Annotated in this window: 19 protein-coding genes and 1 pseudogene; 8 read left to right on the top strand and 12 right to left on the bottom strand. The window is 69.5% G+C overall.

Translation table 11 applies throughout. The annotated features are described in order from the left end of the window. Positions 1-116: 116 nt before the first annotated feature. The 5 genes from KY493_RS09955 (at position 117) to KY493_RS09935 (ending at position 5,083) form a co-directional block, all read left to right on the top strand. Positions 117-3,014, top strand: coding sequence for a bifunctional [glutamine synthetase] adenylyltransferase/[glutamine synthetase]-adenylyl-L-tyrosine phosphorylase (locus KY493_RS09955; protein ID WP_219896195.1), 2,898 nt, complete (start codon positions 117-119; stop codon positions 3,012-3,014). A 64-nt stretch (positions 3,015-3,078) separates the two neighbouring features. Then, positions 3,079-3,639, top strand: a complete 561-nt coding sequence (locus KY493_RS09950) for an EF-hand domain-containing protein (RefSeq protein WP_219896194.1) — start codon at positions 3,079-3,081, stop codon at positions 3,637-3,639. A 66-nt stretch (positions 3,640-3,705) separates the two neighbouring features. Further along, on the top strand, positions 3,706-4,278 hold the full coding sequence (locus tag KY493_RS09945; protein WP_219896193.1) for an RNA polymerase sigma factor: 573 nt from the start codon (positions 3,706-3,708) through the stop codon (positions 4,276-4,278). Then, positions 4,275-4,592, top strand: a complete 318-nt coding sequence (locus KY493_RS09940) for a hypothetical protein (protein WP_219896192.1) — start codon at positions 4,275-4,277, stop codon at positions 4,590-4,592. The genes KY493_RS09945 and KY493_RS09940 overlap by 4 nt, the downstream gene beginning before the upstream one ends. Beyond that, positions 4,589-5,083: a periplasmic heavy metal sensor gene (locus tag KY493_RS09935; protein WP_219896191.1), complete on the top strand. Its 495-nt coding sequence runs from the start codon at positions 4,589-4,591 to the stop codon at positions 5,081-5,083. Before KY493_RS09940 ends, KY493_RS09935 begins: the two co-directional genes overlap by 4 nt. Before the next feature lie 3 nt (positions 5,084-5,086). Here the strand turns inward: KY493_RS09935 and KY493_RS09930 are convergent, their stop codons facing one another. Then, positions 5,087-5,767 (bottom strand): bifunctional 4-hydroxy-2-oxoglutarate aldolase/2-dehydro-3-deoxy-phosphogluconate aldolase, encoded by a 681-nt coding sequence (locus KY493_RS09930; protein ID WP_219896190.1) that lies wholly within the window; start codon positions 5,765-5,767, stop codon positions 5,087-5,089. A gap of 142 nt (positions 5,768-5,909) precedes the next feature. On the opposite strand from KY493_RS09930, the gene KY493_RS09925 reads away from it, so the two are divergent. Then, complete coding sequence (locus tag KY493_RS09925; protein WP_219896189.1) at positions 5,910-6,266, top strand: hypothetical protein; 357 nt, start codon at positions 5,910-5,912, stop codon at positions 6,264-6,266. 16 nt (positions 6,267-6,282) lie between these two features. Here KY493_RS09925 and KY493_RS09920 read toward each other — a convergent pair whose 3' ends face one another. Beyond that, positions 6,283-7,101 (bottom strand): alpha/beta hydrolase, encoded by an 819-nt coding sequence (locus KY493_RS09920; protein WP_219896188.1) that lies wholly within the window; start codon positions 7,099-7,101, stop codon positions 6,283-6,285. A gap of 50 nt (positions 7,102-7,151) precedes the next feature. Here KY493_RS09920 and KY493_RS09915 point away from each other — a divergent pair, with 50 nt between their 5' ends. After that, positions 7,152-7,409, top strand: coding sequence for an Lrp/AsnC ligand binding domain-containing protein (locus tag KY493_RS09915; RefSeq protein WP_219896187.1), 258 nt, complete (start codon positions 7,152-7,154; stop codon positions 7,407-7,409). Here KY493_RS09915 and KY493_RS09910 read toward each other — a convergent pair. Next, the gene (locus KY493_RS09910) at positions 7,406-7,906 is read right to left on the bottom strand and encodes a GNAT family acetyltransferase (RefSeq protein ID WP_219896186.1); all 501 of its coding nucleotides are present in this window, start codon (positions 7,904-7,906) and stop codon (positions 7,406-7,408) included. The two genes, KY493_RS09915 and KY493_RS09910, sit on opposite strands and share 4 nt — an antisense overlap. A gap of 114 nt (positions 7,907-8,020) precedes the next feature. Between KY493_RS09910 and KY493_RS09905 the strand changes: the two genes are divergently transcribed. Then, positions 8,021-8,386: a hypothetical protein gene (locus KY493_RS09905; RefSeq protein ID WP_219896185.1), complete on the top strand. Its 366-nt coding sequence runs from the start codon at positions 8,021-8,023 to the stop codon at positions 8,384-8,386. Between the two features lie 216 nt (positions 8,387-8,602). On the opposite strand, the gene KY493_RS09900 is transcribed toward KY493_RS09905, so the two are convergent. The 9 genes and pseudogenes from KY493_RS09900 to hisH form a co-directional block, all read right to left on the bottom strand. Beyond that, entirely contained in the window at positions 8,603-8,908 is a 306-nt protein-coding gene (locus KY493_RS09900; RefSeq protein ID WP_219896184.1) for a hypothetical protein, read from the bottom strand. Positions 8,909-8,984: 76 nt separating this feature from the next. Continuing rightward, positions 8,985-9,962: pseudogene (gene glk, locus KY493_RS09895) on the bottom strand (glucokinase); the annotation flags it as partial. Positions 9,963-9,983: 21 nt separating this feature from the next. Then, a complete protein-coding gene (gene edd / locus KY493_RS09890) occupies positions 9,984-11,873 on the bottom strand; it encodes a phosphogluconate dehydratase (protein WP_219896182.1) in 1,890 nt (629 codons plus the stop codon). Further along, positions 11,874-12,593 (bottom strand): 6-phosphogluconolactonase, encoded by a 720-nt coding sequence (gene pgl / locus KY493_RS09885; protein ID WP_255567858.1) that lies wholly within the window; start codon positions 12,591-12,593, stop codon positions 11,874-11,876. Next, a complete protein-coding gene (gene zwf / locus KY493_RS09880; protein ID WP_219896181.1) occupies positions 12,586-14,046 on the bottom strand; it encodes a glucose-6-phosphate dehydrogenase in 1,461 nt (486 codons plus the stop codon). The genes pgl and zwf overlap by 8 nt, the downstream gene beginning before the upstream one ends. 50 nt (positions 14,047-14,096) lie before the next feature. After that, positions 14,097-14,720: a bifunctional phosphoribosyl-AMP cyclohydrolase/phosphoribosyl-ATP diphosphatase HisIE gene (gene hisIE / locus KY493_RS09875; RefSeq protein WP_219898483.1), complete on the bottom strand. Its 624-nt coding sequence runs from the start codon at positions 14,718-14,720 to the stop codon at positions 14,097-14,099. Positions 14,721-14,880: 160 nt separating this feature from the next. Next, positions 14,881-15,648, bottom strand: a complete 768-nt coding sequence (hisF, locus tag KY493_RS09870) for an imidazole glycerol phosphate synthase subunit HisF (protein ID WP_219896180.1) — start codon at positions 15,646-15,648, stop codon at positions 14,881-14,883. Beyond that, positions 15,645-16,376 (bottom strand): 1-(5-phosphoribosyl)-5-[(5-phosphoribosylamino)methylideneamino]imidazole-4-carboxamide isomerase, encoded by a 732-nt coding sequence (gene hisA / locus KY493_RS09865; RefSeq protein ID WP_219896179.1) that lies wholly within the window; start codon positions 16,374-16,376, stop codon positions 15,645-15,647. Before hisA ends, hisF begins: the two co-directional genes overlap by 4 nt. After that, positions 16,370-16,969 carry an imidazole glycerol phosphate synthase subunit HisH gene (gene hisH, locus KY493_RS09860; RefSeq protein ID WP_255567857.1) on the bottom strand — a complete coding sequence of 200 codons (600 nt, stop codon included), beginning with the start codon at positions 16,967-16,969 and terminating at the stop codon, positions 16,370-16,372. Before hisH ends, hisA begins: the two co-directional genes overlap by 7 nt. Positions 16,970-16,971: the final 2 nt, after the last annotated feature.

Here is a 16,971-nt window from a genome sequence, read left to right as displayed (position 1 = left end):
GGCAGCGGCCTCTCCTCCTTGCCGCGCTAGCGGCGGGGAGGTGGATCGACGGCGAAGCCGGCGAGACGGAGGGGGGTCTTCGACAAGGCGTCGCAGACCTGATCTACAACCCACCCATGACGCCATCCGACCCGACCCCTCTGGCCCACCGCCTGCGTCCCGCCGGTCCCGTCGTGGATGCGAACGCGGCCGAGCGGCTTTACGAGACCCTGCGAAGGGCGGCCCAGGCGGACGGCTGGACCGACCGGCTCGAGGCCGCGTGGCCATCTCTCGCGCCCACCGCCGGCGCCTCGCCCTATCTGTCCGGCCTGATGCGGCGTCGGCCCGCGCACCTCCGCCGCCTGCTGGAGGCCGATCCTCAGACCGAACTCGACCGGCTGCTTGCGCAGACCGACGCGCTGGACGGCGATCCGGACGCGGTGCGCCAGCCGCTGCGCATCCTCAAGGCCGACATCCATCTGCTGACCGCCCTGTGCGACCTGGGCGGCGTCTGGGATCTGGATCAGGTCACCCTGGCCCTGTCGCGGTTCGCCGACACGGCCGTGCGCGCCGCCCTTCGCGCGGTCGGAGTCGAGCAGCGGGCCCGGGGCAAGCTCCTGTCGCCGCCGGACGACCCCCGCGGCCCCATCCCCGGCCTGTTCGGGATCGCCATGGGCAAGCACGGCGCCGATGAGCTGAACTACTCCTCCGACATCGACATCTCGCTCTTCTACGAACCGCGCCTGCTGGGCGTCGCATTGAAGGAGGGCGAGGAGCCGCAGACCTTTGTTGACCGCGCGGCCAAGGCGCTGTCCGGCCTGTTGATGGAGCGAAACGCCGACGGCTATGTGTTTCGTGTCGACCTGCGCCTGCGCCCCGATCCCTCCTCGACCCCGCCGGTCGTGGCCGTGCCCATGGCCTTGGCCTACTATGAAAGCGTCGGCCAGAACTGGGAGAGGGCCGCCTTCATCAAGGCGCGCGCAGTGTGCGGCGACCTGCGCTCTGCGCGACGGTTCCTGAAGGCGCTTCAGCCCTTTGTCTGGCGCCGCAGCCTGGACTACGCCGCCGTGCTCGACATCCAGTCGATCAAGCGCCAGATCCACGTGCACAAGACCGGCGAAGGGCTGGAGGCGGCCGGCGCGAACCTGAAGCTGGGTCGCGGCGGCATCCGCGAGATCGAGTTCTACGCCCAGACCCAGCAGCTGATCCTGGGCGGGCGCGATCCCGCCCTGCGCTCCAGCCGCACGGTCGAAGCCTTGCATGCGCTGGCCAGGGCCGGCCACATCTCGGCGGAGGTGGCCGAGGAGCTCGCCTCGGCCTATGCCGAGCTCCGCGCGCTGGAGCATCGCGTCCAGATGCTGGACGACGAGCAGACCCACATCCTGCCGGCCGACCCCGAGCGCCGTCGCGCCGTCGCCGCCCTGTCCGGCGAGGGGGACCTCGGCCTGTTCGACGCGGCGGTCGAGGGCCTGCTGTTCGGCGTCAACTATCGCTACGGCGAACTGTTCGAGGGCGAGGAGACGCTGTCTTCGTCATACGGCAGCCTGGTCTTCACCGGCGTGGAGAACGATCCGGAGACCCTGAACACCCTGCGCCGCATGGGCTTTTCCGAGCCCGTTTCGGTCGGGAACGCCATTCGCAGCTGGCATCACGGCCGCATTCCCGCGACCCGGACCGCACGGGGACGAGAGCTGTTCACGCGCCTGGCCCCGCGCCTCTTGGAAGCCTTGGCGCAGACCGGGTCGCCGGATGCGGCGTTCGCCCGTTTCGCCGGCTTCTTTTCGGGCCTGTCGCACGGGGTGCAGGTGCAGGCCCTGTTCCTGAACCAGCCGCGCCTGTTCGCCATGGTCGTGGGGGTTATGGCCTTTGCGCCGCGCCTCGCCCGCACCCTGGCGCGCCAGCCGGCGGCGCTGGACGGCGTGCTGGACGCCCGCTTCCTGTCCGACCTGGCCGAACAGGACGGCCTCGCCGATCAGATGATGCGAGAAGCGGAAGAGGCCGGCGACTTCGAGGGGCGCATGAACGCCGTGCGCCGCCTGCACCGCGAACAGGCCTTTCGCATCGGCATGCACGCCCTGACCGGTCGGGCGGGACCGGAGGCCGCCGGTCGCGCCTATGCGGCTCTGGCGGATGCGGCCATGCGCACCCTGGCGCCCGCCGCGTGGGGGGAGACCGAGCGGCTGGGCGGCGCGCTTCCGGGGGGGCGGATCGCGGTGGTCGCCTTGGGAAAGGCGGGCTCGCGCGAGATGACGGCGGGATCCGACCTCGACCTGATGACCCTCTACGCCGCGCCGCCGGACGCGGCGTCCGAGACCAAGGGCTGGCCGGCCGAGGTCTTCTTCGCCCGCTTCACCCAGCGGCTGATCTCGGCCCTGTCGGCGCACACGGCCGAGGGCGGCCTTTATGAGGTGGACATGCGCCTGCGCCCGACCGGGTCCAAGGGGCCGGTCGCCGTGCGGCTGTCGGCGTTCGAGGACTATTACCGGCGCGAGGCGGACACCTGGGAGTTCATGGTCCTGACCCGCGCGCGCGTGGTCTGGGCCAGCGACCCCGCCTTCGCCGACGAGGTCGAGCAGGTCGTGGAGCGGGTGCTGCGCCAACCTCGCCCGGGCGTGGACGTGGCCGGCGACGTCGCTCGAATGCGCGCCCTGATGGACCGAGAACGCCGGCCGCAGGGTTTCTGGGACCTGAAGCTGTCGCCGGGCGGCCAGGTGGACGCCGAGTTCGTCGCCCAGTATCGCCAGCTCGTCGCCGCCGGCGAAGGCCGACCGCTGACCCACTCGACGCTCGACGCCCTGACCGATGATCCCCTCCTGGCCGACGCCTGGCGCACCCAGCAGCGGCTCAGCCAGATTCTGGCCGCCGCCTTCGACGGGCGGGTCGATCCGGACGGCGAGCCCGAGCCCTTTCACGCCCGCCTGGCCACAGCGGTTGGCGCCGAAGACTACCTGGCGCTGAAGGCCGATCTCCAGGCGCTCCGGACCCGTGCGCGCGCCGCCTTCGAGGCCGTGCTGGAATCCCGCGACGGAAGCTGAAGCCCCCGACGTTCAATCTTCGACTGGGGTGCAGGTGCTGACCACTCATCGGAGACGAACGCCTATGCAGATCAAGCTCATCATAGCCGGCCTGGCGCTTGCGGGCGCCGCGGCCGGAACGACAGCGATGGCGGCCCAGAACGCCGTCGGCACCGGCCCACAGGCGCAGCGTGTCGCCCGCGCCGACGCCGACCGCGACGGTCGGATCAGCCGGACCGAGTTCGTGGACGCCCGCGTCAGCCGTCTCGGCGCCCTGGACGCCAACCGGGACGGCTCGGTCGCCGTCGAGGAACGCCGCGCCGGTCGGCAGGCCCAGCGCGCGGAACGCGCTTCCAACCGCTTCGCCAAGCTCGATGCGAACAGTGACGGCATGCTCAGCCGCGCCGAGTTCGAGGCGCGCCCGGCCGCGGGTCGTCGCGCCCATGCCGCGCGTCCCGCGCGCGCCGGCCATGCCGCTCGCGGTCCGGTCGCCGTCTCTGAGGCCCGCACGCGGCTTGAACAGCGGTTCGACCGGCTGGATGCGAATGGCGACGGGTATCTGACGTCCGAGGAACGCCGCGCCGGCAAGGCTCATCGTCGGATGGCGCGTCCGGCGGTCTCGCCTCCCGCTCCGGCTTCGGAGTAAGAACCGTGTCGGGGTCGGCCGCATCGGGCGACGCGGGCCCTTTCGTCAGCAGCGAAAGAGGCGTGATTGGCCGCAAGCGCCGACCCCGACGAGGATCTGGTTCGCCGTGTGGGTCGAGGCGACCCGGCGGCGATCCAGGCCATGGTGTCGCGCAAGCTGCCGCGCGTGCTGAACCTGGCCAACCGGATGCTGGGCGACGCGGCCGAGGCCGAGGACGTGGCTCAGGACGCCATGCTGCGCGCCTGGAAACAGGCGCCGCGCTGGAGCTTCGGCCAGGCCAAGTTCGACACCTGGCTGCATCGGGTGGCGCTGAACCTCTGCTACGACCGGCTGCGGCGCAGGCGCGAGATCGCGACGGAGACGCCGCCCGATCGGCCGGACGAGGGGCCCGCGCCGGATCGCGGCCTGCTGGCGGCCGAGACGGGCGTGCGGGTCGATGCGGCCTTGCGGCGGCTGCCGGATCGTCAACGCGAAGCGGTGGTGCTGTGCCACTATCAGGAAATGACCAACATCGACGCCGCCGCGGCCATGGAAATCAGCGTCGAGGCGCTGGAAAGCCTCCTGTCACGCGGCCGACGCGCGCTGCGCCAGGCGTTGGCCGATCTGGCGCCGGGGGCTAGGAACGGAGAATGGGGATGAACGACCGCGATCTGGACCGAATGCTGGGCGCCTCGCCGCGCCTGATCCCTTCGGCCGCCCTGCGCGACCGGGTGCTGGCTTCGGCGCTGGAGGCCGGGCTGACCCCGCGCGCGGAGAGCTGGCTTGCCCGCTGGCATGTCGGGCTGCGGCTGACGCTGGGCGCCGGCTGGGCCGCGGCGGCCTGCGCCGGCGTGGTGGCGGGGCTGGGCGTCACCACCCAGGCCACTCAGGCGGCGCGCGCGGACGCGGTGCTGTCCCAGGCTGCCTGGACCAGCGTGGATGACGCCGAAGTTCTGGACGAGGCGCCCGAGTGAACGCGCGCACGCTGAAGATCGCCCTGGCCGCGTCGGTTGCCCTCAATCTGTTCGCCGTGGCCGGCGGCGTCACCGCCTGGATCGCCCAGGACCGTGCGGTGAAACACGCGGAGGCGCAAGGCAGGCCCGGCCGCGAGGATCGCCTCGGAACCCTGCTGCAGCCGCTGCCGCAGCCGGCGCGCGAGCGTATACGCACCGAACTGCGCGCCTCGGCCCTGACCGCGCGGCCCGATTTCGATGCGGCGCGCGCGGCCCGTCGTCAGGCGATCGAGCGGGCCTCGGCCGAGCCGTTCAACCCGGCCGAGGTTCAGGCGCTGATGGAACAGGCGCGTTTGGCCGAGATGCGCGGGCGTGCGCGGCTGGAAAGCGGCGCGGTGACGATCATGACCGGCCTGTCGCCCGCCGAGCGCCGGGCGCTGGCGCCGATCCTGGCCCGCCGCAGCGACGCCAAGAAGCCGGAGACGCCGCCTCCGGCTCCGCCGCAGCCTTGAGGCTCAGCCCTTATTGAAGGCGCGGAAGGCGGCGATGGCGTCCACCGTCTTTCTGACCTGCGCCTCGATGCCGGCCCAGTCGCCGTCGCGGACGGCCTGATCGGTCACCAGCTTGGACCCCATGCCGGCCGCCACGATGCCCGCTCCGAACCATTTGGCGATGGAGGCCTCGTCCGGATCGACGCCGCCGGTCGGCATGATCTTGACCCAGGGCAGGGGGCCGCGCACCGCCTTGACGAAGTCCGGCCCGCCGACCGACGCGCCGGGAAACAGCTTCACGATCTCGCAGCCCAGCTCGTGCGCATTGCTGATGTCGGTCACGCTGCCGCAGCCGGGGAAGTAGGCGACCATGCGGCGGTTGCACGCCTTGGCCACATCCGGAACCAGGCAGGGGCTGACCACGAAACGCGCGCCCCGGTTGATGTAGAGGGCGGCGGTTCCGCTATCCACCACCGAGCCGATGCCCAGGATGATGTCCGGGTCGGTGCGCGACAGCTCGCGGTTGATCTCGCCGAACAGATCGCAGGCGAAGTCGCCGCGATTGGTGAACTCCACCACCTTGGCCCCCCCGCGCGCCGAGGCGCGGATGACGTTCAGGCACACCTCCGGATCGGGGTGGTAGAAGACCGGCGCGACGCCTTGGCTTTCCAGCGCGTTCAGGACGCTGAGACGGTCGTGGAGCATGGACGGTTTCCTCTGCGAAAGCTTCGCGCCCGACCTCCGATGTCGCGGACGCAAGGTCAAGTGAAACCGCGTCAGCGGCGGACCTGTTGACGTTTGTGCGGGAACGAGAGAGCGTCGTTCGACAGTCATTGGAGGGGCGGATATGTTCGCAGCGCTTGGTCTTGTCGCCCTTGCCGGCTTGCAGGAGCCGCCGCCTGTCCAAAGCATCGATGGCGCATGGTCGGTCGATCTGGCGACCGATCCCGCTCAACCTTATCGCCAGCCCATGAATCTCACGCTTCTTCCGGATGGGGTGGTCACGGGCGACTTCTACAACAGTCAGATCCAAGCGGGACGGTGGAAGCGTCAGCACGGCCGGCTGTGCGTGTCGTTCCGCACCAGCGACGGCGTCGGGCCTTACCATACAGCAGCCTGCTTGGCGGGCGACCATGTGGAGGGTCAGACGTGGGCCGAGCATCGCAACTTCGTCTTTATCTGGCGGGCTGACCGACCCGCCTAAGACGGCGTGTCTTGCGCTAGACTTGCCCAAAATCCGCGCGGGCCAGCTCCGCGATCCGCTTCACCAGCGCGCTGTCGGTGTCGAACAGCGGGTTCAGTACGGTGAAGTGGTTCAGGCCGGGCAGGGGATCAAACCGCGTCTGCACGCCATCCACCCTCCAGCGTTCGGCCATGTCCCGGCTCTGACGTACGAACTCGGCGCTTTCGTCCGCGCCCACGACGCAGTCCAGCACGGCCCCCGAAGGCGCCGGCCACGCGGCGGGCGACAGCCGGCGCGCTTCAAAGGCGTCGAGCCTCAGCGCCGCGTTGAGGGAGGTCGAGATCAGCGGCGCCAGCTCGAACACGCCCGAGATGGCCACGGCCGCCCGCGCCCGGCTTTCGGACAGCAGGCAGGCCGACAGGTGCCCGCCGGCCGAATGACCGGTGACGACCGGTCTTGCGCCCGTTCGCGCCGCCACATTTTCAACCGCCATCCGCATCTGCTCGACGATGCGATCCAGGCTGACATGCGGGGCCAGGTCATAGGTCGGGACCACCACGCTGACGCCGTGCGCCAGCAGCGGCGGGGCGACGAAGCTGAACCAACTCTCGTCCAGCGCCTGCCAGTAGCCGCCGTGGATGAAGACGGCGACCGGCGCGCCCGCGCCTGCGTCGAACCAATCCATCAGCTCGCGCTCGCCGGTCCCGTACTTCAGCCGCTCGGGCGGATGGGCGACCCGAGCCGCCTCCGATCCCGCCTTCCAGCGCGCCATCACGGACGGATGATCCGGGACCAGGGCGCGGTTGTTGTACTGCCGTTCGAGTTCGTCGGCGCTCAGTTCAGGCTCGCCCGTCATCTCGCCGTCCGCTAACACACGGCTCCGACCCGGATGCAGGAGCCGCCGCCATGATGACCGCCATCTTCGTCTTCATCAAATGCGAGCTCGGCTACGCCAACGATGTGGCCGCCGACATCGTCGACAATGTCGAGAACGTGTCGGAAGTCTATTCCACCTCGGGCCAGCACGACCTTCTGGCCAAGTTCAACCTGCCGCGCGACGCCGACATCGGCACCTTTGTCACCAAGCAGGTGCAGACGCGACCGCACGTTCGCGACACCTTCACCGTCATCACCTTTTCGCCCTTCCTGCCGACGCGGGTCTAGTCGGCGGCGCGGCGGGCGTCTTCCTTGGCCTCTTCGGCCTTGTCGGTGTGGCCGACCTTTTCCTCGACGGTCGCCGAGAACCGCTGATAGGCGCCCAGCCCCACCAGCACCAGGGTGGAGGCGACCACCAAGGCGGTGGGATAGATCAACTGCGTCACGTCCTCGCGCGCGGTCTTGAACACGGCCACCAGCCCTTCCAGGAACAGGGCGATGACGATGGTGGACAGGAATTTGGTCAGGCTGCGTCGCGCTTCGGCCGCGCTGCGCTTTTCGTTGCCGCGCCGCACCTCGTCCTCGAACAGGTATTTGGCCACGTCGAACACGGCGATGGCGACGATGATGTAGCCCAAGAGATCCAGGATCGCCTCGGCGCCCGAGGCGTCCGGCGCCCGCATCTGCCCCCAGGCGTCCTCCACGCCGAAGCCGACCAGCGCCATCGCCGACAGCAGCAGCAACAGGCTGGCCGCGCCGAACACGCCACGCGTCAAATAGGTCATGTCCGGAAATCCTCTTTGAAGATGAACGCACGCCGCAGCTTGACCGTTGCCTCAGCTCCGCCGCTTTGGTTGCGATAGTCGCCTGCGGCAAACCGCCCGCCCCAAGGAGCCTCCATGATCCGCCAGACCCTGTTCGCCTCGGCCGCCCTGCTGCTGGCCAACTGCGCCCCTCAAGCGGCCGCGCCCGTCACGGACGGCCCGGTGCGCAGCGCCGACGCCTCGGCCTGCGCCCAGCGCGGCGGGACCCTGAAGCAGGTCGGACGGCTGCAAAGCTGGCAGTGCGTGGTGAACTACGCCGATGCCGGAAAACGCTGCACCGACGGCGATCAGTGCCAGGGTGACTGCCGTCTGCCCGACGGCGCGCCCACGCCCGCGCCCAACGCCTCCGTCGCCGGCGTCTGCCAGGCGAACAGCGACAACTTCGGCTGTCACACCTCGGTCGAGGACGGCAAGGTCGGCGTCGGCATCTGCATCGATTGACGGCCGTCGCTCTCTTTTCTCCTCCCCATCTTGATGGGGAGGTGGCGCGAGGCGAAGCCTCGTGACGGAGGGGTGGGTTCCGCCGTCCAGAACCCCTCCGTCTCGCCGGCTGACCGCCGTCGATCCACCTCTCCATCGCTTTCGCGACAGGGAGGAGAAGGCGCGAAAAAGCCCCCGCCGCGGCGCGACGGGGGCTTCTTGTATTTCTGACCGGGCTTAGTGCGCGGTCGGAGTGTTGCCGGTGGTCATGCCGCCGTCGGCGTTGCCGCCGTGCTGCTCGATCTGGTCGGCGCGACGGTCGGCCTGCTCTTCGACGCGGTCGGCCTGCTGGTTCAGAGCCGTTTCCTGCTGCTCGTTCGGAGTGGCCGCCGCTTGGGCTTCCAGCTGGTCGGCCTGCGCTTCGCCCTGGGCCTCGACGGCGTCGGCCTGTTGCTCGGCGGCCTGATCGGTCGCGCTTTCACCGCAGGCGGCGACGCCGGCAAGAACGAACAGCGAGGCGGCGGCGATGGCGATCTTCTTCATGGGATGCTTCCTTCCATTGTGGAGCTTGAAGAACGCCACAGCGCCGCTTCGGTTCACGCGCCCGTGACTATATGGCTCAGCCCGCCTCTGCGAACGCCACGCGCGCCGAGCCCAGCAGGGCCGCGTGCTTGTGCATGATCACCTTGGTCGGGATGGCGGCCATGTAGTCGCTGAACCGGCCCTTGCGCTCGAACCGCTCGCGGAACGGGCTGGCCTTGATAAAGGGCAGGATGCGAGGAACGATGCCGCCGGCGATATAGACGCCGCCGCGTGCGCCGGTGGTCAGAGCGATGTCGCCGGCCACCGCCCCCAGGATGGCGCAGAACCGCGCCAGCGTGTGTCCGCAGGGGCTGTTGGCCTCTTCCAGCGCCTCGCGCGTGATCTCGGCCGGATCGTCGATGTGGGTTTCGCGCCCTTCGATCTCGGCCAGCGCCCGATGCATGTTCAACAGGCCCGGCCCGCAGATCAGCCGCTCGATCGACACCCGGTCATAGCGGCGGCGCAGGATGCGCAGGATCTCGTCCTCGACGGCGTCACCGGGCGCGAAACAGGCGTGGCCGCCTTCGGACGGCATGGCCATCTGCTGGCCATGGGCGTCGCGGACCAAGGCCGAGACGCCAAAGCCGGTGCCGGGGCCAAGCACCGCAATGGCGGCGTCCTCATCGCCTTGCGCGGGTCCGCCCAGGCTTTCCAGCTGGTCCTCAGGGACCACGGGCGCGCCCCAGGCCAGGGCCTCGAAATCGTTGATCAGCTTGACGGGCTGGAGCCCCAGCGTGCCGAGTTCGGCCTCCGACACCCGCCAGGGCGAGTTGGTCAGGTCGATGGCGCCGTCCGTGACCGGACCGGCCACCGCGATCACGCCGCCGGTGGGCTTGACCTCGCAGCCGTCGATAAAGGCGCGGACCCCTTCCAGAAAGGTCGGGTGGCGCTCGGCCGGAAAGCTTTCGTGGTGCTCGAGCACGGGGCGGCCGTCGACCATGCGGGCGACGGCGAAACGGGCGTTGGTGCCGCCGACGTCGCCGACGAGAAGGGTCTTATCGTTCATCTGGTCGTTTCCTGCGGTCGGTTCGGCGGATCAGGCGTCCACCGTCCGGTCGACGAAGTTGGGGTCGGCGGGCGCATCCGTAGGCGAGGGCTCGCCGGGAGGAAAGGCGAAGCAGACGGTGGCTCCCTGTTCGGCGGTGGTCACCACATGGCGGAAGGCGCCGAACAGCTCTCGCCCATAGCCCCAGGCCGAGGCGTCGGCGTGCCCCTGCGACCGCTGCGCGGCAGGGCGGGCCGACAGGTCGCCGACGCCCACGGTGGTCAGCACGCCGCTTTCGGCGTCCAGGCGGATGATGTCGCCGTCCTGGACGTGGGCCAGCGGACCGCCGGCCAGCGCCTCGGGCGACACGTTGATGGCGGCCGGCGTCTTGCCGCTGGCGCCCGACATGCGGCCGTCGGTGACAAAGGCCACCTTGAAACCCTTGTCCTGAAGCACGCTGAGCGCCGGCGACAGGCTGTGCAGTTCGGGCATGCCGTTGGCCTTGGGGCCCTGGAAACGCAGCACCACCACCACGTCGCGGTTCAGCTTGCCGTCGCGGAACGCCTGCAGGGCGTCTTCCTGCGTCTCGAACACGGCGGCGGGCGCCTCGACGACCCGGTTCTCGGGCTTGACGGCCGAGACCTTGATGACCGCGCGGCCCAGGTCGCCCTTGACCAGCCGCAGGCCGCCATCCTTCTGGAACGGGTTGGAGACCGGGCGCACGATGTCCGGGTCCAGGCTCTCGGCCACGCCGTCGCGCCAGACCAGCTGGCCATCCACCATCGACGGCTCCTGGTAGTAGGGCTCAAGCCCCCTGCCCATGATGGTGGTGACGTCGGTATGCAGATGGCCGTTCTGCGCCAGTTCGCGCACCACAAAGGCCACGCCGCCCGCCGCCTGGAAGGCGTTCACATCGGCCGAGCCGTTGGGATAGACGCGCGCGAGCAGCGGCGTCGCCGACGACAGCTCGTCCATGTCGGTCCAGTCAATGATGATGCCCGCCGCCCTCGCCATCGCCACCAGGTGGATGGCGTGGTTGGTCGAGCCGCCGGTGGCCAGAAGGGCGATGATCGCGTTGACGATCCCCTTTTCGTCCACGACGTCGGCCATGCGGCTTTCGCCCGTCCGCGCCAGCTCGACAGCCCGCTTGCCCGCCGCCGCCGTCAGGGCGTCGCGCAGGCCGGTCTCCGGATGGACGAAGGCGGTGGACGGCATGTGCAGGCCGATCACCTCCATCATCATCTGGTTGGAGTTGGCGGTGCCGTAGAAGGTGCAGGTGCCGGGTGAATGGTAAGAGCCGACCTCGCTTTGCAGCAGCGTCGCCCGGTCTACCTGGTTCTGGGCGTACAGCGCGCGGATGCGGGCCTTTTCATTGTTCGGAATGCCCGACGGCATCGGGCCGGCCGGCGCGAACACCACCGGCAGGTGCCCGAACGCCAGCGCGCCCATGAACAGGCCGGGCACGATCTTGTCGCACACGCCCAGCATAATGGCGGAATCAAACGCGTCGTGGGTCAGGGCGACGCCCGTGGACATGGCGATCACGTCGCGGCTGAACAGCGACAGCTCCATGCCGGGGCGGCCTTGGGTCACGCCGTCGCACATGGCGGGCGTGCCGCCGGCGACCTGGGCGGTGGCGCCGACTTCGCGCGCGGCCTCGCGGATGATGTGCGGAAAACGCTCGAACGGCTGATGCGCCGACAACATGTCGTTGTAGGCGGTGACGATGCCGACGTTGGGCTGAGAGCCCGTCATGGCCGTCAGCTTGTCCGCCACCGTCTGGCCGGCGAAGGCGTGGGCCCAGTTGGCGCAGGACAGCTTGGCGCGCGCCACGCCGTTGTCGCGGGCGGCGTCCATGCGGCGCAGATAGTCCGCGCGGGTTCCGCGGCTGCGCTCGAGGATGCGCCGGGTGACGGCGTCGAGAGTGGGGTGCAGGGCCATTCAGGCGGCCTCCGTCCAGAGAACTTCAAGCTCGGCGCCCGACTGCAGCAGCGCCGCGATCGGCGTGTCGGTCGGATCGCCCGCCGCCTTTTCCTCGAACACCCGACGCTTGGCCTCGCCGGTGATGGCCAGGATGTTGCGCCGGGCGCCCCTCAGCCACGGGATGTTCAGGCTCAGGCGGTCCTGCGGCGGGGCCGAGGTCGAGCGGCTCTTGCCGACCGCCAGCACGCGCGGCGGATTATCGGGGGCGAGCAGCTGCTTCAGCGCGGGATTTTCGGGGAACATGGAGCAGATATGGCCATCCTCGCCCATGCCCAAAAGCACCGCGTCCAGAGGCCGCCCGACTGCGTCCAGCGCGCGAGAGGCGATCAGCGCCGCCCGGTCCACCGTCACCTGTGGGCTGAATAGCGGGATGAACGCGGCCCGAGCCGCTTCGCCCGTTGACAGCGTCTCCTTCAGCAGACGCGCATTCGAATCCGGCGAGGTCTCGGGCACATAACGCTCGTCGATCAGGGTCGTGGTGATGCGGCTCCAGTCCACGTCGCCGACCTCGGCCATGCGGCGATAGACGGGGGCGGGGGTCGATCCGCCCGACCCGGCGAAAAAGGCCGCGCCGTCCGCCTCCACGGCCTGGACCAGGGTTTCCATGATTCGCGCCGCGCAGGCTGCGGCCCAGGCGTCGCGGTCGGCGAAGGTCTCGATCACGGGCATGTCACGCATCGGTGGTGTTCCAGCGGCGGCCTGTGCGCGCCAGCAGCATTTCGGCTTCGTCCGGGCCCCAGGTCCCGGGCTGGTAGTCGTGCGGCTTGAAGGCCGCGTCCTCCCAGGCCTCGGACACTTCATCGACCCACTTCCAGGCCTGCTCGGCCTCGTCGCGGCGCACGAACAGGGTGTTGTCGCCGTTCATTGCGTCCAGCAGCAGCCGCTCATAGGCGATGCGCCGGCGCGGCGGGCGCGCGTCCTTGTCGTCGACGCCCCAGGACAGCGACATCTTGATCGGCTGCAACTGCATGCTGCGCTCCAGACCCGGGCGCTTGTTCATGACCGACAGCGAGATGTCTTCCTCGGGCTGCAGCTCAATCACCAGGCGGTTGTCGCAGACCTCGCCCCGATCACCGCTGGCGAAGATCGAATGCGGCACCGACTTGAACTGGATCACGATCTCGGTGCGCTTCTCGGGCATGCGCTTGCCGGTACGCATGTAGAAGGGCACGCCTGCCCAGCGCCAGTTGTCGATGTCGGCGCGCACGGCGACAAAGGTCTCGGTGTCCGACGGCTCCCCACGCTCGTCGTCATACCCCTTGACCGGCTTGCCCTCCAGTTCCCCCGCCACATACTGGCCGCGCACGGTGACGCGCTCGGCCTCCTCATGTGTGATGGGACGCAAGGACCGAAGAACCTTGACCTTCTCGTTGCGCACCGAGTCCGGGTCGAGGTCGCTGGGCGGCTCCATCGCCACCAGGCACAGCAGTTGCAGCAGGTGGTTCTGCAGCATGTCGCGCAGCGCGCCGTACTCGTCATAATAGGGCCAGCGATCGCCGACCCCGACCGTCTCGCCCACCGTGATCTGGACGTGATCGACGGTCAGGTTGTTCCACAGCGGCTCGAAGATGGTGTTGCCGAACCGCAGGGCGATGAGGTTCTGCACCGTCTCCTTGCCCAGATAGTGGTCGATGCGGAACACCTGCTCCTCGCGGAAGGCGGAGGCCACCGCGTCGTCGATTTCGCGGAACGACTTGAGGTCGCGGCCGACCGGCTTTTCGACCACCAGCCGGCTGTTGCGCTCGGCCAGGCCCGCCACCTTCATCGCCGTGACGATGCGGCCGTACAGGGACGGCGACACCGCCAGGAACGAGGTGACCTCGTCGTCGCCGACCTTGGCCTTCAGGGGTTTGAGGCTCTCGGCGTCGGTCGCGTCCACCGCCAGATAGTCGAGCCGCGTCTCCATCCGCCGCCAGACGTCTTCGTCCCAGGCGTTGTCGCTCTCGGCCCGGGGCTGAACCGCGTCGCGCACCTTGGCGACGTACTCATCGCGGCCTTCGTCCGAGCGCGCCGCGCCGATGATCTTCAGCTCGTCGGCCAGCAAACCGTCCCGCTCGAGGAAATACAGCGACGGCAGCAGCATCCGCATCGCCAGGTCGCCGCCGCCGCCGAACAGGATAATAGCCGCCATGTCGTCTCCCGGATGGGTCCCAGATCGCGGGACGAACGGCCGTGCTTGGCCTATCCCGCGCCTTTGCCCGCTTCGGCCCGTTGGGCCAACACGTCCAGCACGTCCTGAAACACCATGTGACGCGCATGGAGAAGGACAAGCAGGTGGAAGATCAAATCCGCCGCCTCGCTCGCGAGTTCCGCGTCCGGTCCCGCGACGCCGGCCAGCGCCGTTTCCACGCCCTCTTCGCCGACCTTTTGCGCGATGCGCTTGGTGCCCTGCCGGATCAGCTTCGCCGTCCAGCTTTCGCTTGGATCGGCCGAGGCGCGTTGGGCGATCGTCTTCTCCAGCCGCGCGATGCGGCCCAGCCCCGGGGCGTCCGCTTCGCCAAAGCAGCTGATGCGGTTCAGGTGGCAGGCGTTCCCGACCGGCCGCACGCTCAGCACCACGGCGTCGCCGTCGCAGTCGGGCGTGATCGCGACCACATGCAGCCGGTCGCCCGACGTCTCGCCCTTGCGCCAACGCCCGCCGCGCGAGCGCGAAAAGAACGTCGCCTCGCCGCTTGTGATCGTCTCGTCCAGCGCCGCCCGATCCACATAGGCCAGCGTCAGCACCTGCAGGGTGTCGGCGTCCTGCACGATCGCGGGGATCAGGCCGCCGCCCTTGTCGAAGTCGAGGGTCGAGGGGTCGATCATCACGAAAGGCTCTCCGGCGCCGGTCCTGCATCAGCCCCCCTCCACCGCTTCGCGGTCCCCCTCCCCCAAGGGGGGAGGATCGTCTTGACCGCATCATTCCTCCCCCCTTGGGGGAGGGGGACCACGCGCAGCGTGGTGGAGGGGGCGGACGCCGCGTCGATCATACCCGCATCTCCAATCCCTGATCCGCCAGGTAGTGCTTCAACGCAGGGATGCCGATCGCGCCCGTGTGGAATACGCTGGCCGCCAGGGCGCCCGACACGTCCGCCTGTTCGAAAACGTCCCTGAAGTGCTCGGGCGTTCCCGCTCCGCCGGACGCGATCAACGGAATGGTCAGCCGTCCACGCGCCGCCGCGAGCTGTGCCACGTCATAGCCGCGCCGCACCCCGTCCTGGTCGATGCAGTTCAAGACGATCTCGCCCGCGCCCAGACCTTGCGCCTCGTCCAGCCAGTCCAGCGTGCGCTTGCCGGCCCTGCGGCGCGCATCCGGGTCGCCGGTGTATTTGTGGACCACCCAATCGCCGTCCTCCAGGCGGCTGTCGACGCCCACCACCACGCACTGCGATCCCAGCCGCTCGGCCATTTCGGCGATCAGTTCGGGCCGCTCGAGCGCCGGGGAGTTGATCGACACCTTGTCCGCGCCATGATCCAGGCACCGCGCCGCCTGCTCGACGCTGCGGATGCCGCCCGCCACGCAGAAGGGAATGTCCAGCAGCCGGGCGATGTCGCGGATCCAGCCGTAGTCCAGCGTCCGCCCCTCCGGGCTCGCGGTGATGTCATAAAACACCAACTCGTCGGCCCCTTCGTCGCGGTATCGTGCGGCCAGATCGCTCGCGTCGCCCATGTCGGTGTGGCCTATGAAGCGTACGCCCTTCACCACCCGGCCGTCCTTGACGTCCAGGCAGGGGATGATCCGCCTCGCCGTCACGCCGCAGCCTTGATGGCGTCCGGCAGGGTGAAGCGGCCCTCATACAGCGCGCGTCCAACGATGGCGCCGTTGCAGCCCAGCGACTTGATCGCGGCGATATCGTCCAGCGAGGCCACCCCGCCCGAGGCCTGAAGCACCATGTCGGGCCGGCGCAGGCGGATCTCGGACAGCAGCTGCAGGTTCGGCCCCGTCAGGGCGCCGTCGCGGCTCACGTCCGTCACCAGCAGGTGCTTGGCGACCCCACGAGGATAGCGGTCAAGCGCCGTCCACAGGTCCACGCCCGACGATTCGGTCCAGCCCTTCAGCGCCGGAACGGGCACGTCGTTCTCGATCTTGACGTCCAGCGCCAGGGTGATGCGGTCCGCTCCGAACCGATCCAGCCAGCTCAGCACCGAATCCGGCTGCGTAACCGCCAGCGAGCCGATCACGACCCGGTGCACGCCAGCGTCCAGCAGGCGCTCCACGTCGTCGGCGCTGCGGACCCCGCCGCCGGACTGGACGCAAACGTCGATGGCGCTGACCAGTTCGCCGATCAGGCCGTGCTGGGTGGCGCGCCCGGCCTCTGCGCCGTCCAGATCGACGATGTGGATCCACTCGGCTCCTTCGGCCACAAAGGTCGCGAGCCGCATGGCCGGCTGTTCGTCATAGCGCGTCACCGCATCGAACCGGCCATGCATCAACCGCACGCAGACGCCGTCCTTCAGGTCGATGGCGGGATAGATCAGCATGCAGGGGTCTCGGGCAGTTCGATGAAGTTGTTGAGGATTCGAGCGCCCGCCTTGGCTGAACGCTCCGGATGGAATTGGCAACCCCAACGGTTCTCTTTACGCACGACGGCCGGCACCGTTCCTCCGTAATCGGCGCGCGCCAACGTCGCAGGGCCGTCCGGACAGACGTAGCCATGCACGAAATAGGCGTAGTCGTCGGCGCCGATCCCCTCCAGCAGCGGATCGTCACGCACCCGCTCCAGCCGGCTCCAGCCCATGTGCGGAACGGGCAGGGCGGAGCCCGGCTCCAGCCGCGTCACCGCCCCCGGGATAAAGCCCAGCAGGTCGCCGCCCGCGCCTTCCTCGCTACGCTCGAACAGCAGCTGCTGCCCAAGGCAGACGCCGAGCAGCGGCCGCTCGAATGCCCGGACCGCCTCCACCAGGCCCAGCTCCCGCAGACGCGTCATGGCGTAGGCGGCCGCGCCCACGCCCGGCAGGATCAGCCGCTCGGCTTCCGCCACGGCCGCCGCCTCGTCCGTCAGCCGCACCCGCGCGCCCAGCCGCTCCAGCGCGAACTGCACCGAGGCGACGTTGCCAGCGCCGTAGGCGATCACCG

The organism is Brevundimonas sp. PAMC22021 (assembly GCF_019443405.1).
GTDB lineage: Bacteria > Pseudomonadota > Alphaproteobacteria > Caulobacterales > Caulobacteraceae > Brevundimonas.
Note: the sequence above shows the minus strand (reverse complement) of the source record. Positions and strands in the feature narration are given on the sequence as shown.

What these genes read in the sequence shown, in the direction of transcription:
- hisA (WP_219896179.1), bottom strand. Translation starts at nt 16,376, where the DNA reads ATGCTGATCTATCCCGCCATCGACCTGAAGGACGGCGTCTGCGTGCGG.
- KY493_RS09915 (WP_219896187.1), top strand. Translation starts at nt 7,152, where the DNA reads ATGATGACCGCCATCTTCGTCTTCATCAAATGCGAGCTCGGCTACGCC.
- KY493_RS09955 (WP_219896195.1), top strand. Translation starts at nt 117, where the DNA reads ATGACGCCATCCGACCCGACCCCTCTGGCCCACCGCCTGCGTCCCGCC.
- KY493_RS09910 (WP_219896186.1), bottom strand. Translation starts at nt 7,906, where the DNA reads ATGACCTATTTGACGCGTGGCGTGTTCGGCGCGGCCAGCCTGTTGCTG.
- KY493_RS09900 (WP_219896184.1), bottom strand. Translation starts at nt 8,908, where the DNA reads ATGAAGAAGATCGCCATCGCCGCCGCCTCGCTGTTCGTTCTTGCCGGC.
- KY493_RS09925 (WP_219896189.1), top strand. Translation starts at nt 5,910, where the DNA reads ATGTTCGCAGCGCTTGGTCTTGTCGCCCTTGCCGGCTTGCAGGAGCCG.
- KY493_RS09940 (WP_219896192.1), top strand. Translation starts at nt 4,275, where the DNA reads ATGAACGACCGCGATCTGGACCGAATGCTGGGCGCCTCGCCGCGCCTG.
- KY493_RS09930 (WP_219896190.1), bottom strand. Translation starts at nt 5,767, where the DNA reads ATGCTCCACGACCGTCTCAGCGTCCTGAACGCGCTGGAAAGCCAAGGC.
- edd (WP_219896182.1), bottom strand. Translation starts at nt 11,873, where the DNA reads ATGGCCCTGCACCCCACTCTCGACGCCGTCACCCGGCGCATCCTCGAG.
- KY493_RS09920 (WP_219896188.1), bottom strand. Translation starts at nt 7,101, where the DNA reads ATGACGGGCGAGCCTGAACTGAGCGCCGACGAACTCGAACGGCAGTAC.
- pgl (WP_255567858.1), bottom strand. Translation starts at nt 12,593, where the DNA reads ATGCGTGACATGCCCGTGATCGAGACCTTCGCCGACCGCGACGCCTGG.
- KY493_RS09950 (WP_219896194.1), top strand. Translation starts at nt 3,079, where the DNA reads ATGCAGATCAAGCTCATCATAGCCGGCCTGGCGCTTGCGGGCGCCGCG.
- zwf (WP_219896181.1), bottom strand. Translation starts at nt 14,046, where the DNA reads ATGGCGGCTATTATCCTGTTCGGCGGCGGCGGCGACCTGGCGATGCGG.
- hisIE (WP_219898483.1), bottom strand. Translation starts at nt 14,720, where the DNA reads ATGATCGACCCCTCGACCCTCGACTTCGACAAGGGCGGCGGCCTGATC.
- KY493_RS09905 (WP_219896185.1), top strand. Translation starts at nt 8,021, where the DNA reads ATGATCCGCCAGACCCTGTTCGCCTCGGCCGCCCTGCTGCTGGCCAAC.